12 protein-coding genes are annotated in these 15,592 nt (G+C 42.3%); 6 read left to right on the forward strand and 6 right to left on the reverse strand.

Annotated features, from left to right (window positions below):
- Window positions 1–481: 481 nt before the first annotated feature.
- Window positions 482–3,799 carry a preprotein translocase subunit SecA gene (secA, locus tag DES35_RS06200; RefSeq protein WP_114366120.1) on the reverse strand — a complete coding sequence of 1,106 codons (3,318 nt, stop codon included), beginning with the start codon at window positions 3,797–3,799 and terminating at the stop codon, window positions 482–484.
- A 99-nt stretch (window positions 3,800–3,898) separates the two neighbouring features.
- On the reverse strand, window positions 3,899–4,495 hold the full coding sequence (locus DES35_RS06205) for an acyltransferase (protein ID WP_114366121.1): 597 nt from the start codon (window positions 4,493–4,495) through the stop codon (window positions 3,899–3,901).
- 191 nt (window positions 4,496–4,686) lie between these two features.
- Between DES35_RS06205 and DES35_RS11415 the strand changes: the two genes are divergently transcribed.
- The 3 genes from DES35_RS11415 (at window position 4,687) to DES35_RS06215 (ending at window position 6,847) form a co-directional block, all read left to right on the forward strand.
- The gene (locus tag DES35_RS11415) at window positions 4,687–4,893 is read left to right on the forward strand and encodes a hypothetical protein (RefSeq protein WP_125039403.1); all 207 of its coding nucleotides are present in this window, start codon (window positions 4,687–4,689) and stop codon (window positions 4,891–4,893) included.
- Between the two features lie 566 nt (window positions 4,894–5,459).
- Complete coding sequence (locus DES35_RS11545; protein WP_160171986.1) at window positions 5,460–5,627, forward strand: DUF6341 family protein; 168 nt, start codon at window positions 5,460–5,462, stop codon at window positions 5,625–5,627.
- A gap of 137 nt (window positions 5,628–5,764) precedes the next feature.
- Window positions 5,765–6,847 (forward strand): anhydro-N-acetylmuramic acid kinase, encoded by a 1,083-nt coding sequence (locus tag DES35_RS06215; RefSeq protein ID WP_114366123.1) that lies wholly within the window; start codon window positions 5,765–5,767, stop codon window positions 6,845–6,847.
- A gap of 3 nt (window positions 6,848–6,850) precedes the next feature.
- On the opposite strand, the gene hemN is transcribed toward DES35_RS06215, so the two are convergent.
- From hemN to DES35_RS06235, 4 genes are all read right to left on the reverse strand, one after another.
- Window positions 6,851–8,206 (reverse strand): oxygen-independent coproporphyrinogen III oxidase, encoded by a 1,356-nt coding sequence (hemN, locus tag DES35_RS06220; protein WP_037357207.1) that lies wholly within the window; start codon window positions 8,204–8,206, stop codon window positions 6,851–6,853.
- Window positions 8,207–8,305: 99 nt separating this feature from the next.
- Entirely contained in the window at window positions 8,306–9,118 is an 813-nt protein-coding gene (locus DES35_RS06225) for a hypothetical protein (protein WP_125039404.1), read from the reverse strand.
- Window position 9,119: 1 nt separating this feature from the next.
- Window positions 9,120–10,427 carry a DUF5723 family protein gene (locus DES35_RS06230; protein ID WP_148095375.1) on the reverse strand — a complete coding sequence of 436 codons (1,308 nt, stop codon included), beginning with the start codon at window positions 10,425–10,427 and terminating at the stop codon, window positions 9,120–9,122.
- Window positions 10,428–10,480: 53 nt separating this feature from the next.
- Window positions 10,481–12,013, reverse strand: coding sequence for a hypothetical protein (locus tag DES35_RS06235; protein ID WP_125039405.1), 1,533 nt, complete (start codon window positions 12,011–12,013; stop codon window positions 10,481–10,483).
- Between the two features lie 170 nt (window positions 12,014–12,183).
- Here DES35_RS06235 and DES35_RS06240 point away from each other — a divergent pair, with 170 nt between their 5' ends.
- The 3 genes from DES35_RS06240 (at window position 12,184) to DES35_RS06250 (ending at window position 15,584) form a co-directional block, all read left to right on the forward strand.
- Entirely contained in the window at window positions 12,184–14,523 is a 2,340-nt protein-coding gene (locus DES35_RS06240; RefSeq protein WP_051889190.1) for a TIM-barrel domain-containing protein, read from the forward strand.
- Complete coding sequence (locus DES35_RS06245; RefSeq protein ID WP_200876135.1) at window positions 14,523–15,326, forward strand: alpha/beta fold hydrolase; 804 nt, start codon at window positions 14,523–14,525, stop codon at window positions 15,324–15,326. Before DES35_RS06240 ends, DES35_RS06245 begins: the two co-directional genes overlap by 1 nt.
- 93 nt (window positions 15,327–15,419) lie before the next feature.
- Window positions 15,420–15,584, forward strand: coding sequence for a PspC domain-containing protein (locus DES35_RS06250; protein ID WP_084180097.1), 165 nt, complete (start codon window positions 15,420–15,422; stop codon window positions 15,582–15,584).
- The last annotated feature ends 8 nt before the right edge of the window (window positions 15,585–15,592 follow it).

Genomic DNA, 15,592 nt, shown 5'->3' on the forward strand with positions numbered 1-15,592 from the left:
CTGTATGCATGCCTGAGGTTGTGAAGTAGGGCATGCAATGGAAGTTAGGGGAGTTTTTGATGGTGAATTGTCGGATTGATAGTGTGTATGATGTTGGATGGTGATGTTCAGACTTAGGTTTTTTGTCAGGTAATTGGAGGGGGGGGTAGTGGTTTATTGGGAGGTCAGAGGTTTAAAAATGGAGGCTTTTGAACGCGTAATGTTTATGGGTAAACTAGTTTGGATGGTGGTATTTGGTGAGTGGGGTTGTAAAGTCCACACAGTGTAGGGGCATGATGTGTTTGATGCGCCAGGGCGGAGGCGGATATGAGCTGCAGCGGGCGGGCGGTGTGGATCACGGGCGAGGAGGCGGAGCGGTAGCGAGCCACCGCAGCCCGATGTGCCACGCCCGATCCGCAAAGGGAATAGGAGCCGCAGACCGGCCCCCGGCCGCTCACAGGCGGCCGGGGGAGGCGCCCTATGGAGAAATTTTTATTGGATTTTAATCTATGATGACCCAGTTGCCGGTTTGAAGGAGGGGTTGGGCTTGTTTGTATTTGAGGTTTTTGCGTTCGCCGGTGGTGAGGTTTTGGATGGTGATATGGTCGTTGCGTCCGTATTTTTTGTCGCTGATGATGGGGCGACGTGTGGGCGGTGAGTCGGGCAATGATGAGGAGGCTGGTCCTGAGGTGGTTAGGACCTCGCTGCGGTTTTTGATATGGCGTGCCGGGGCAGGGGCGGTGACTTGTTCGGCGTTTTGGACGGGGATGAACGCGTGCATGAGAAAGGATACCAGCTCGCGGTTGAGTTTTTCCTTCATCTTTTTGAAGAGCTCGAAAGATTCGAATTTGTAGATGAGGAGAGGGTCTTTTTGTTCGTATATTGCTCCTTGTACGGCCTGTCGGAGGTCGTCCATGTCGCGGAGGTGGTCTTTCCAGGCTTCGTCGATCAGGGTGAGGGTGACGGATTTTTCGAAATCGCGGATGATGGATTGGCAGCGTGTTTCGTAGGCTTTTTGGAGGTTGGCGGCTATTTGGATGCCTTTATGTCCGTCGGTGAAGGGGATGAGGATGTTTTGATAGTGGGTGCCGTGGGTTTCGAATACATTTTTGATGGCGGGCCAGGCTTTTTCGGCCAGGATTTGTGATTTTTTGGTGTAGTGGTCAGTGACGGTGTGGTAGAGTTGATCGATGAGTTTGTTGGTGTCGATGCGTTCGAATTCTTCCTGGCTGAACGGGGAGTCGATGCCGAAGTAGCGGGCCAGTTCGACGCGGAAACCTTCGAAGTCTTTGGTGTCTTTAAAGAGTTCTACGGCGGAGGCACAGGTTTGAAAGATTGCGTCGGCCAGGTCGATGGCGAGTTTTTCGCCGTAGAGGGCGTTTCGGCGCCAGCGGTAGATGACTTCGCGTTGTTTGTTCATGACATCGTCGTACTCGAGCAGGCGTTTGCGAATGCCGAAGTTGTTTTCTTCTACTTTTCGCTGTGCGCGTTCGATGGATTTGGTGACCATTGAGTGCTGGATGACTTCGCCTTCTTTGTGCCCGAGGCGGTCCATGATGGAGGCGATGCGTTCGGAGCCGAAGAGCCGCATGAGGTTGTCCTCGAGGGACACGAAGAACTGGGAGGATCCCGGGTCGCCCTGGCGGCCGGCGCGTCCGCGCAGCTGGCGATCGACGCGACGGGAGTCGTGACGTTCGGTGCCTATGATGGCCAATCCTCCAGCAGCTCGGCTTTCGGGGGTGAGTTTGATGTCGGTACCGCGGCCTGCCATGTTGGTGGCGATGGTGACGGTGCCCGGGCGGCCGGCTTCGGCTACGATTTCGGCTTCGCGCTGGTGGAGTTTGGCGTTGAGGACATTGTGCTTGATTTTGCGCAGGGTGAGTGCGCGACTGAGGAGTTCGGAATTTTCGACACTGGTGGTACCAACGAGCACAGGCCTGTTTTGCTGTACGAGGTTTATGATTTCTTCGATGACGGCATTGAATTTTTCTCGTTTGGTCTTATAGACGAGGTCTTCTTTGTCCTGGCGAATTACGGGTTTGTTGGTGGGAATTACGACGACGTCGAGTTTGTAGATGTCCCAGAATTCGGCGGCTTCGGTTTCGGCGGTACCGGTCATACCGGCCAGCTTGTGGTACATGCGGAAGTAATTCTGGAGGGTGATGGTGGCATAGGTCTGTGTGGAGGCTTCTATTTTGACGCCTTCTTTGGCTTCGATGGCTTGGTGGAGTCCGTCGGAGTATCGGCGGCCTTCCATGATACGGCCTGTTTGCTCGTCTACGATTTTGACTTTGTTGTCCATCACTACGTATTCTACATCACGTTCGAACATGGTGTAGGCTCTGACGAGCTGATTCATTATGTGGATGCGCTCACTGCGGAGGGCAAAGTCGCGCATGAGTTGTTCTTTTTGCTTGATTTTTTCCTCTGGGGTGGTGTTTTGTTTTTCGATTTCGGCTACAGCTGCACCTATGTCGGGCAGGATAAAGAAATCGGGCGAGGTGTCGCGCGAAAGGAATTCAATGCCTTTTTCGGTGAGGTCTATCTGGTTGTTTTTTTCTTCGATGGTGAAGAGGAGTGCGGCATCGACTTTGGGCATTTCCTTGCCTTGCTCCTGGAGATAGTAGTTTTCGGTTTTTTGCAGGATGGTTTTGATGCCTTCTTCGCTGAGGTATTTGATGAGGGGCTTAAACTTCGGGAGGCCTCGATGGGCGCGCAGCAGGTGAAATCCGCCGTCTTTGGTATTGCCGGCTGCAATGAGTTTTTTAGCTTCGTTGAGTTCTGTGGTTACGATTTTTCGTTGTTCTTCGACCAGGCGTGCGACGTAGGGTTTGAGTTCTTCGAAGTCTTTCAGGTTATTTTTTCCGGTAGGTCCTGAGATGATGAGGGGTGTACGTGCATCGTCGATGAGTACGGAGTCTACCTCGTCTACTATGGCGTAGTGGTGTTTTCTTTGGACGATTTCGTCGATGCTTCGTGCCATGTTGTCGCGGAGGTAGTCAAAGCCGAATTCGGAGTTGGTACCGAAAGTAATATCACATTGATAGGCTGCTCTTCGTTCTGGGGAGTTGGGTTGGGTTTTATCGATGCAGCCTACGGAAAGTCCGTGGAATTCATAGATCGGGCCCATCCAGTCGGCGTCGCGTTTGGCGAGGTAGTCGTTTACGGTGACCAGATGTACGCCTTTACCTGCAAGTGCATTGAGATAGACGGGTAGGGTAGCTACGAGAGTTTTCCCTTCGCCGGTGGCCATTTCGGCAATTTTTCCTTTGTGTAAGGCTACACCACCGATCAACTGTACGTCGTAGTGCACCATGTCCCACCGTACGGGGTGGCCGGCAACCAACCAGGTGGATGACCAGCGGGCTTTGTCGCCGAGGATTTGTACATTGGATTTTCTGGCCGATAGGGCTCTGTCAAATTCTGTGGCTGTGACTTCGATGTATTCATTTTCTTTGAATCGCCTGGCCGTCTCTCTAACCACAGCAAAGGCTTCTGGAAGGAGGTCTATCAGCACTTTTTCGATGATTTCTAATTCTTGCTTTTCGAGTTTTTCGATTTCGGAATAGAGTTTTTCTTTCAGGTCTACATCGTCAGATTGGTCGGCCTGTAGTTTCTTTTGTTCGATTTGAGAGGTAATGTTGGCTGTGGCTGAGGCTATTTTTTCTTTGAAGCCTGTTGTTTTGTCTCTCAGTTCATCATCGGAAAGACTTTGGAGTGTTGGGTATATTTCATTTATTCTCTTTACAAAGGGGTGAATTTCTTCCAGATCCTTTTGGTTTTTGCTGCCAAAGAGTTTTGTGAGAAGTTTATTTATCATTTTTCTGATGAATCATTAGTGTGAAAGATACAAATATCTGAGTGATTTTTGGAACGAATTAGTAAAGTTAGGTGAAAATCAATAGGTACATTAATTTGGTCATCGTCGGGTCTTTTTTAAAGGGAAGTAATCGGTGGGGTGTTCCGGTCTGTTGGGTTCTGGCTCGAGGAGAGGTTCAACTTCTAAGCAGGTTTCGTGCATTTGCCGAGGGAGTTTCATATACAGTTCGGTTCCTTGAGTTTTCCAGGCAATCATTTCGTCGGTGAGTTTTTTAATGACCTGGGCCGGATTTCCAACGGCCAAACTTCTGGATGGGATGGTCATGCCTTGTGGCACAAACGACATGGCGCCGATGATACTGTCGTCTCCTATTTCTACTTCATCCATTACTACCGTATTCATGCCGATCAGTACATTTCGTCCGATTTGGGCACCATGTATCATGGCCCCATGGCCGATATGGGCCATTTCTTCCAAAATTACAGTTACGCCTGGAAACATATGAATTACACAATTTTCCTGCACATTGCAGCCGTCTTTGATGATTATGCGACCCCAATCACCTCTGATGCGTGCGCCGGGGCCTATATATACATCGCGGCCGATGAAAACGTCTCCAATAACAGTGGCCTGTGGATGCACATAGGCGGTAGGATGAACTACGGGTATAAACCTGTCAAAACTATATATAGCCATGCAACTAAAGTTTATTGTAAATCAATACCATTGAAAGTGCTAAATACCCAGTGAATAAAATCTCTCTTACAAGGGTTTTTTTTCTGAAATAAATAAAATTGGAATACAGGTATATAATCACAGGAATGGACATTCCAAATGTGTACTTATCGATGAAAGTATATGCTAAAATATCAAGTGAGGAAAATATAATGAAAAATGAAAATAATGACTTTTTGAATAAACTAGCCCTCCTTTGTAACTTTGGAAGTTCGTACAATCCAAATAAAAAACACGTTGTCATTACTATACTTTCTGTTTTTACAGTCGGATTGAATCTGAATCCTTCGATTAAATGGTTGATATTGTATATTTTTATGCTGGGAATGTACATGGATGCGAAGAAGGAAACGCTGTAAATAAAGAAAAAAACAAGTATAGACGATACGAAAAGAGTCAACAGGTTTTTAGTAGGATTTATATTGAACAAAATGAGAATTAGAATGAATGGAATGATCAGAGATAAACCGGAGGCATTGAAAAAATATATGACAATAATTACAGCTGTAAGATGAAAGATAACCATTGTAATATTTTCTGTGTTTTGATTTTTTAAAAGCATGTAAAATATTCCAATAAAAACGAGTTGTATCAGTATGAAAAAAAAATCATTTGTAAAAATGAAAATATACAAATTACTAACGAAAGTTAGAGGTATGAAAAAAAATTGTCTTTTGGTTAATTCAAGTTTTGTAAATGTGTAATCTAAAAAAATCAGATTAGCAGAATTCAACAAAAAAAACAATAAAATACTTTTCATGCTCAGTGTAGGGGGCTTTGACTTGATGACAAGAAGTAGAAAAAAAAGCAAAGCAATAATCAAAGTAAAAACCGCCAGCGTAAGAGGTTTAGATGCCGTCTTTTTTTCAAAAATTTTATTTAGCCCTGCCAACCGATAATTTATTTTTGTGGCAAATTAAAAGAGATGGTATCAAAGATAGCTTATGCACTTGGCGATTTTTTTGAATGGACCTTTCAAATTCTACCAGTGTTGGGAAACATTCCCAATGTATTGCTTTTAGGAATTGGTTTTGTAGCGTTTTTTTACTGGATAGGAGAGATGCGCAAGCATCAAAAGGCGGGTGAGCGTTGATTGCATCAGTTGGCAAATGTTTTGACTTTTGGCATACGCGCTCTGCTGTTTGGCATATACAATAGTCTTTTATCATACACATCTACGGGTGCTGAATCCAGGATAATCCGGCAATCTAACCGAAAAGCTGCTCGAAAATGCTCGTATTAGGGGTAATGTCAGGCACTTCTTTGGACGGAATAGATTTGGCATTATGTCACTTCAGTGGATTTGGCCCTATAAATTATGAAATATTGTATGCTGAGACCATTGAATATGATCGTGAATGGAGGGAGGAACTCTCAAATCTCTATATGCGAGATGGATCGTATCTCTGCTCGATGAACATTCATTATGCCAGGCTTATAGCGCTTCAGATTCAGAATTTTTTATCGAAAAAAGAGGTAATTGAGATTTTAAAATCCCGTAATACCCAGAATTCAGATCTACTTATAAGTTCACATGGACATACGGTGTTTCATGAGCCAGATACCGGATTGACACTTCAGATTGGTCACGGGGCTGTAATTATGGCCATGACAAAGTGCCATGTGATCTGCGATTTCAGGTCACAGGATGTAGCTTTAGGCGGTCAGGGTGCTCCACTTGTACCAATAGGGGATGAACTGTTATTTGGCGAATATGATGCCTGCTTGAATATTGGAGGATTTGCCAATGTGAGCTTGAAAATAGATGGTAAGCGAAGGGCTTGGGATATTTGCCCTGCCAACATCGTGCTGAATCGTTGGGCGGCCCGACTGGGCGACACTATGGACCGGGATGGTAAATATTCACAAACAGGAAGGTTGATTAGAGAAATATTAGACCAGTGGGAACATTTGGAATACTATCAGAAAAAAGGTCCTAAATCTCTGGGGAGGGAGTGGGTAGAATCTATATTTTTGGAAAACGTCTACGAATCTGTTTTCAATCCAAGAGATTTGCTACATACGGCAGTGGAGCATATAGCACGTAGAATAGCGGCTGACCTTCCATCTTCAGGCAGAGTGCTCGTGACCGGGGGTGGTGCGTATCATCCGGGCATTATAAATCGCTTAAAGCAGCTTACTTCTGCAGAAATTATTTTGCCAGACAAGTGGCTGATTGATTTTAAAGAAGCCCTTGTTTTTGGCCTGATGGGGTACTTGGGATGGCATAATAAAATTAATGTCTTGAGTTCTGTGACTGGTGCAGAAAAAGACCATTGCTCTGGAGTGATATTTAAAAATCAGAATTTTTAATTTTTAAATACTCTTGCTGAAAACATTGTCTCGCATACCTAAGCGATAGAGGTACGGATCCATGATTGACGCAATATTTCGTATCAGGAGCAGACCTGCTTCTGTAGCTACAAGCGATTCATTTTCCCACTGCAGGAGACCGTCATTGATGAATTCGGTAATTTTCTCTTCTATGTACGCGAGATGTTCAGGTGAGAGATCATTGGGTAGTTTTATTTTACCCTTGCACATTACATCCATTATATGTCTTTTATTGGTAACGTCCTCCTCAGTCAGCAGATGTCCTTTCTCAATGGCCAGGTGGCCGGAGGCTATAGTTGATTGGTAAGTTTCAACTTCTTTATAATTCTGGACATATGCAGTATTAAAGTCGCTGATGGAGGAGGCTCCAAGGCCAATAAGGGTAGGAGAGATATCGGTAGTATAGCCCATGAAATTTCTGTTTAGTTTTCCTGCTTTAAATGCGATACTAAGCGGGTCGTGGGGCATTGCAAAGTGGTCCATCCCTACTTGTACGTATCCTGTGGACAACAGCCATTTTCTGGCGAATAAAAACATATTGAATCTGTCTGCCGAGGAAGGAAGGTCTTTCTCAGTGTATCTTCTTTGAGCTTTGCTTTTCCAAGGTACATGAGCATATGCATAATAAGCGATGCGATGTGGTTTAAGCTTTTCTATCTTTTCAAGTGTATAGGCTATGCTGTCAAGTGTCTGTAGTGGTAAGCCGTAGACCAAATCGACATTTATTCCGGTAAATCCTATATTTCGGGCTTCTTCTATAATTGAACGGGTTTTTTCAAATGTTTGATTTCTGTTGATACTATATAGAACCTTTGGATCGAAATCTTGGATTCCAACGGAAATTCTCCGAAAGCCAAGGTTATAGAGGGTTTTTAAATGTTTAGTTGTACATATGTTTGGGTGTACTTCAACGCTAAATTCGTACTCTTCAGCTGTTTTTTGGCCGTTTAATAAGCCAGTGATAAGAATTGTTAATTGCTCAGGAGAAAAGAATGTAGGTGTACCCCCTCCCAGATGGATATGACTTATTACAGGCTGTGTTGGTAAGAGCATTTTGTAAAGTTTCCATTCCTCGAGTACTGATTGGATGTAAGGGGCCTCTACCTGGTGGTTTCTGGTGATTCGCTTATTGCATCCGCAGAAGGTGCATAAACTCTCACAAAAGGGCAGGTGAATGTATAGGCTCACTCTGGGATCAAGTAATACTTGATTTTTTAGCAATTGAATTGCTTTAGAGGGTTGGAAGTGATTTTGGTCCCAATGTGGAAGAGTTGGAAATGATGTATAGCGAGGCAGGGAAATTTCGTACTTCGCCAACAGTTCGGGAGTGATCGTCACGCTAAATCAAGAAATTTCTTAGAGGCTACAAAGATTCTATTCTAGCCTGAATGAAAAGATGATTTAAATCAAGATGTGTTAAATGGTTAAGCAAATGTCCTAAAAGCCGGAGAATTTTATGAATGTGTTGTACCGTTCATTAACAAAATGGACCTTTACCAAATCATTACATTGGTCAGAGTCAATGAAGTCTAAAATCACCTCTGATGAGTCATTTTTATGTTGTAGGAAGATGATACCGCTTAAAATTTTGTAATCACATGACATAGCCACATGGAGGTCGCGATTGGTTACCGTGTTGAACCCTATGGTGTAGGGCACTGAATTTCTGGACGCGGTTCCAGAAAAGCTTATATGTAGTGTATCATCATCGTTTGTCACGGAGAGGAATCCAGTTTTCCAGAAAATTTCGGATTCAATATTGAATTTCATATCTCTAAAGGTAAAATTTGAAGAAGTAAGGATAAATGATTCGTTGGTTTGCTTTGTGGATATGCCAATAGTTCCTTCCACGGGATTGTTATTTACTCTGTAGGAGACAAATTCCAGTTGAAATGCACTACCTGCAATTCCGTATATTCCTGATAGAGTCACTTCAATTCTTCCTCTGCGGGTTTTTCCATCTTCGCAGAGCTTCTGAATATTGCCGAAATCAATGACCAGTACGCTGCCATTGATGGCAATATTCGCCTGATCGATGCTGACTTGTCCACCGGCTATAACTGTGGGATTTCGCAAGGCCTCATCTACCCGCTTCCAGATGTTGAAAAGTTCACTCATCACTTCAGAATAAAGTTGAGTGTTTTCCACCTTTTCTGGCGATGGCATCAGAAACTCATCTTCACATGATGTGAAGAGAATGGAAAAAGCAATTAGTAGAGGTATAAAAAATTTTTGAAGTGATAATTTCATTTTATTCAGTATTCAGTTCTTTGTTTTTTATCTTCTTTTTTTTTGAAGGTAAACCGGATGAGTAATACGAATGATTTGTCAAAGAGTAGTTTATTCCAATTCGTACATTTATTGAATTCAATTTTTCCGGATTAAAGATGGAATTTAATTGATCTGTAATTGCAAATATCTGAAAACCTAATAATTTAATTGCAAATCCTGCTCCGAAATTGTAAAAATTCCTGTTGGAAACAGTATAAGATCCCATGAGATGAAACCATGTAAAGAGTGGAATATGATATTGAGCACCGAAAGCAAAGAATGCGAAATCGTTTGTAAATCTGTAATCTGCAAATGCCATCAATCGCTGATTTTTGTAAAATTTGTAATCAACTATAGCAGATAGTCGTACCGGAAGAGCAGTAGAATATGATGTTCCCTCCCTTTTATTGATGTTCAAAGCTGAATTGATTGAATCTATGACTTCTTGGAAAGAGTCTTGCTGACTATCATCGGCAAGGTTGATGTTCAGACCTTTAAATTCTGCAGTACCTGATGAATAATACTCTGTTAAATTTCGATTCCATCTGATTTTTCCGACATCGGCCATCAGTGCGGAGACTCTTAGTTTAGGACTTACGTCCCATGCAGCTGCAAAATCAAAAGCAACACCACTGTTGCCGGTGCTACCTGGTACCAGGTGGTTTTGTATGTTGATGAAATCCTTGTCTAAATTATCAAAGCTACCACTGCTTCTGATTAAGATGTCTGAAGACAGGGTCCATGCAGTGTCGTAAAATCCGATTTCAGCTCTGGTTTTCTCTGTTTTGAAGGATTGTATGCCATTGAGCAATTTTACTCGGCTACCAATGGTTAGACGTTTCATCTGTATTTGTGTACCGGCGTGAATTGCTGAATAGGAAATGGATTCAATAGAATTTCCCAAAATGTTTACGGTTTGATTTTGATACTGTGCATTGCCAAAATACGCCAGTCGAAATAGCTCAACCGGGTATCCAAATAGCAGAGACATTTGATTGTATGCACCTGCAGTAAAGTACAAGTCTTTAATTTTTATTCCCAGAAATAACAGGTCAGTGCGTACATCCATAGTGAGAAAGTCCCCTTGCTTCATTCCACTGATAGAGTTTCGAAGTACTTGATTGATGTTTCCATCTTTGAGAAACAATTCCATTGGTCTAAAGGGAGTATTGTGTAGTTGAAGCCCTGTATTGATAAGTCCAAGGGTAAAGCGTTCATGGACTGGAGCTGCAGGATTGAAAATGTGAGATTGTGCTATCGGATAGAATCCGTAAAAAGAGTACGGCACTTGACTGTACAGGCTTTGAAAACTTGCTAAGAGAAAAAAAGTGTATATCCTTTTCATTTAAGAGGTTGAATCTTCAGTTTTGCTCTTCCTGAAATCCGGGAAGTGAATCGATACGAGTCATAAATTTTTACAAAGTCGTTTCCGTTGTTGGGGGTATTTATTCTTACCTGCAGCTTAAGTTTGTTTGCACGATTTACATCATTCAGGTCGTTTTCGCTCAGGGTAAGTCGGGCCTGATGATTGCTAGGATTGACTACTCTGCCATTGCCATCTATAGGAGCAGCTTTTAATATATCGACCTCATAAGCCCTAATGACATTGGATGTCAGAGAGTCCTCAAACACTAGAGAAAGTTTTAAATGAAATGGAAATAAATTTTGGCTATTTAATTCAAATTCTACATACTCCGGAGTGCGGTTTTCAGAATTCCAAAATTTGAAATTGCTGATTTCATTTTCAAAAAATAAGTTGCTTGCCGAAAATTCCATCGGAATTTCAAGGGTACCATTTACTATCAACAGATTGTTTTGAAAAAGAAAATTGTTTTGGTTACCTGATGGATTCAAGATAAGAAACCCACTGGCGGTGAGGTAATCGGGTAGATTATTGAGCATATCAGGCAGATTACTGTTGTTTTTGTCCAATGTGATTTGGGTGGTAAATGCCTGTCCCGGTGATGGTGATTTGGCTACATTGATGATAGGCACCTCCAGACTAATGACTTCTCCTTCTCGGGGATTGGCTCCATTTATTTTTGGATTGAAAGCTAGTTCAAGACCTGATTGATTAAAAATGTTGAGCTTCAGAGAGGGATTTTTAAATATGATTCCTTGAGAAAACTTTTCCAGGCCACGTATGTTGAGCTGGTTGTTGAAAATTGGTAAATCGATTGTTGTATTACCTGCATATCCTTCTATTCCTGCGACTTTGAGTTTAGATACATGTAGGGTAAAGGGTATTGGTGTACCATTTGGAACCCAGGGTGCTGTCTGTAGAAGATTTCCTGATAGTTGTACTACATTGAAAGTAGAGTTGTTTTTGGATAGGTCGATAAATCCGTTGTAAAAGACACTTGTGTGAAATTCACCTTCCTGGTGCGTGGTATTATCTAATTCAAAATCAAGGTTTCCGTTTTGGTGTCCAGAGTTAACAAATGAGATGTTGATACGTGTGCCAGGCGGAGTACCTACTGGCAACATCCAGGAAATAACAAGGGTGTCGAAATAAATTTTTTTGTATTCAGCCTGATTAAACACATTTACACTGACATCGGTCTGAACTGACTGACCCTTGACCACAGCCAAAAAGTTTGTGTCCTGTTCGGGAATTAACATGGCTTTCGACAAAGAAGTGCGAATCATGGAGTCTTTTTCAATGATGATGGAAATAAATCCATCCTCATCGACTGAAACAATTGAGGTGTCTTGTTTTATGTCTTTAAGGCTGAGGCTTACTTCACCAAATGGAATCCAGATTTCCGGTGTAAGTTCGATTTCTTTTAATTTGCCAAAATCAAATTTATCCTTATTGCAGGAGCTTATTATCAACAGTAAACAGAACAAAGCCCTACCCGACATCTTAAACATCAACTAAAATTTAATTAATCAAAAGTATATAATTTCGTGACACTATGATTGATGATTTTTTAAACGACATTGTTTATTTAGTGTGGTTGCAAAAATGTTTATTTTCATAAAGAATCATGTATACATGCAGTTTCAGCAGCATTATTTTACCGGCCTGAAAGTCTCTTGCTATGAACCATATCTTTTCAAACCCATCCGATGCAATTCGTCTGAAGTCCGGAAATTTGAATGTAGTTATCACTTCGCCATCTGAAAATGTTCTGCGCATAAGAATTAGTCAACAGGATAAAAAGTACGTTGAAAACCCTTACTCAATCATAAACCTGAAAGAAAATCTATTGAGTTGGACACAGAACATTGATGGACAGATTGAGATCAGCTTGCCATTGTTTAAAGCAGTAGTTCACGATAACCCATTTAGAATTTCTTTCTACACACAGGATGGCAGGCTGATCAACAGAGATTCTGAATTGGGAATTCAAATCCAAGATAATGGAATCTCAGTGCTGAAAGAGCTACAACCCGATGAAAAATTTATCGGTCTAGGAGAGAAGACCGGTCCAATAAACCGAAGAGGCTGGCAATTTAAAAACTGGAATACGGATGCTTTTGCCTACCATCAGGAATTTGACCCACTTTACAGCAGCATACCTTTTTATATCGGCATACACAACAACTTACCTTATGGGATATTTCTCAACAACAGCTCGCAGACGGATTTTAACTTCGGGGCTTCCAACGAACGATTTTCTTTTTTCAGGTCAGCTGATGGCTATTTAGATTACTTTTTCATCTACACCGGAGATGTTCAAGGTGTAGTAACGGAATATTTGAATCTGACAGGAAGACCTGAGCTTCCTCCCCTCTGGGCACTTGGATATCAGCAATGCAGATACAGTTATTATCCTCAGGAAGAGCTGCTGCTTTTGGCCGATACCTTCCGAAAAAAGCGCATACCGTGCGATGTCCTCTACCTGGATATTCATTACATGGAAGAGTACAAAGTATTTACCTGGAATAAGGACCGCTTTCCGGACCCGGGTAAATTTGTACAAATGCTGAAGGACAGAGGCTTTCATTTGGTTATAATTCAGGACCCGGGTATAAAAGCAGAGGAAGGCTACTACGCTTCCGATAGTGGCCTAAGGGAAGACATCTTTGTTAAATACCCCGACGGGAAACCTTACATTGGAGAGGCATGGCCTGGCAAATGTTTTTTTCCCGATTTTACCTCGAGTCGTGCCAGAGAATGGTGGAAATCTTTTATGAGTCAGCATATTGAAGAGGGGGTTTCTGGCTTTTGGAATGATATGAACGAACCAGCTGTATGGGGGAAACATTTTCCTGATTGTACTGTCTTCGAATATGAGGGAAAAACAGCCAGCCATCTGCACGCGCATAATGTGTATGGGATGCAAATGGTAAGAGCTACCTATGAGGCTCAAAAACTACATCGCCCGGCAAAAAGGCCTTTTTGCCTGACTAGAGCTGCCTTTTCCGGTACACAGCGATATGCGTGGAAGTGGACCGGCGACAATATTTCCAACGAAGAGCACTTGTTTCTGGGGCAAAGGCTTATAAATAGTCTGTCTGTAAGTGGCTATTTTTTCTGTGGAAATGATGTAGGAGGTTTTATTGGTGAGTGCTCTCCTGAACTCTTTATGCGCTGGATAGCTGTAGGAGCCTTTAATCCGTTTTTTCGTGGACACTCCATGATCAATAGCCGAGATCATGAGCCATGGTCGTTTGGAGAGGAAGCAGAAGAAGTCAGTAGAAACTTTATTTCACTGAGATACAAAATTATGCCTTATTTGTACACTGTTTTTTACAGGGCTGTAACGTACGATGAACCAGTCAATAGACCAATGTATTTTGATTATTACACTGATGAGAGATCTTTTGCAGGGGATTATGGCCATCAGTTTTTCTGTGGCCGGAGTATTTTGGTCTGTCCAGTGCCGGCACAGCAGGCTTTTGCAAGGGTTTGGTTACCAGGTGAAGGGTTGTATTACGAAATGTTTACCGGAATGAAATATGAGGCTGGAGAGCATGTAGTGGAGTTGCATCGTCATCGAATACCGGTTTTTGTAAAAGGTGGTCATGCCTTGTTGAGTATGGTAGCTTCTGATCATTTATCTGACCTGATGAACCGGAAATTTCAACTGCATTGTTATAAAGGTACTCAGCCCCAATCGGGAATATTCTACCTCGACAGTGGAGAGGGATATGACCATCTAAATGGCAAGTTTGCATTGCTTCAATGGGAGTATTACCCGGAAAATGAGCATTGGAAGATACAACAAATCGATGGTGATGAACCTTTTGATATCAAAGCAATAGAAGTCTATCTGCATGGATACGGCGATTCTGAAGTTCTTTCTTTTAATGGCAAGCCAATCCAGATGGAGAATGTCGAGTGGATTTGGATTGCGCCGGTATCGTCTTTTGACCCATACTTTAAACAATCGGATTTAAGTACAATTATTAAAGCAAAAAAGGCCATCAGCTGATGGAATTGCTGTATCACAAAGTCTATATAAACCAGAACAAAGATGCTGCATGGGTTACGTTTATTCATGGAGCAGGTGGCAGTTCTACGATTTGGTATCGCCAGCTTCGGGACTTTAAAAAAACTTTTCACGTGCTGCTGGTGGATTTAAGGGGTCATGGCAATTCGCGAAATCTCTTTCAGGATTGGATAAGCTGCAAGGAACACCAGTTCGAAGACATTTGCGACGATGTCATCAAGGTATTGGACCATTTACAAATTGGAAAGACGCATTTCATCGGGGTTTCCCTTGGTACCATTATCATTCGAGAAATATCGGAAAGATATCCCCAGCGTGTGCTGAGGATGGTGATGGGTGGTGCGGTTATACGATTTAACCTTAGAAGCCGGATTCTTGTCAGGCTGGCACATATGCTGAAAAAAATTTTGCCATTTATCTGGATATATAAAATGTATGCATACATTCTGATGCCTAAAAAGAGACATAAAAAGTCAAGGAGTCTCTTTATCAGGGAAGCTCGAAAAATTTATCAGAAAGAATTTCTTAAATGGATAAAAATCACCTCTCAACTAAAACCACTTATGAAGCTTTTCAGAGAAAAAGCACCTAAGCATCCTACTTTGTATCTGATGGGAGATGAAGATTACATGTTTCTGCCTTCGGTCCAATTGGTAGCCACACAACATGAAAATTCATTTCTTTTAATAGTACCGGATAGTGGTCATGTGTGCAATGTCGATCAGCCCGAATTTTTCAATAGTAAGGCTATAGGGTTTCTCTCTGCGGATACACATCTGAACTAGTGAAAAACATCCACATCTTTATCAGGTCGTTTGAAGTTGGCGCTGGATAATATTTGATACTTTTGAAGTGATTCAACATATATCCTCTGCATCATGGAAGATACAGTCATTTTTGGTGTATGCGATTGGTTGTCTCGAAGGTTTAATCTCGACCGGAGAGGATTGCGTATTGCATTTGTCATCGGCACATTTATATCCTTTGGAACCGTAATAGTAGCGTATCTGATTTTAGCCTTGGTAAAACCCAAATATGAATAATACACGTT

Origin of the sequence: Schleiferia thermophila, from assembly GCF_003337435.1 — a bacterium.
GTDB lineage: Bacteria > Bacteroidota > Bacteroidia > Flavobacteriales > Schleiferiaceae > Schleiferia > Schleiferia thermophila.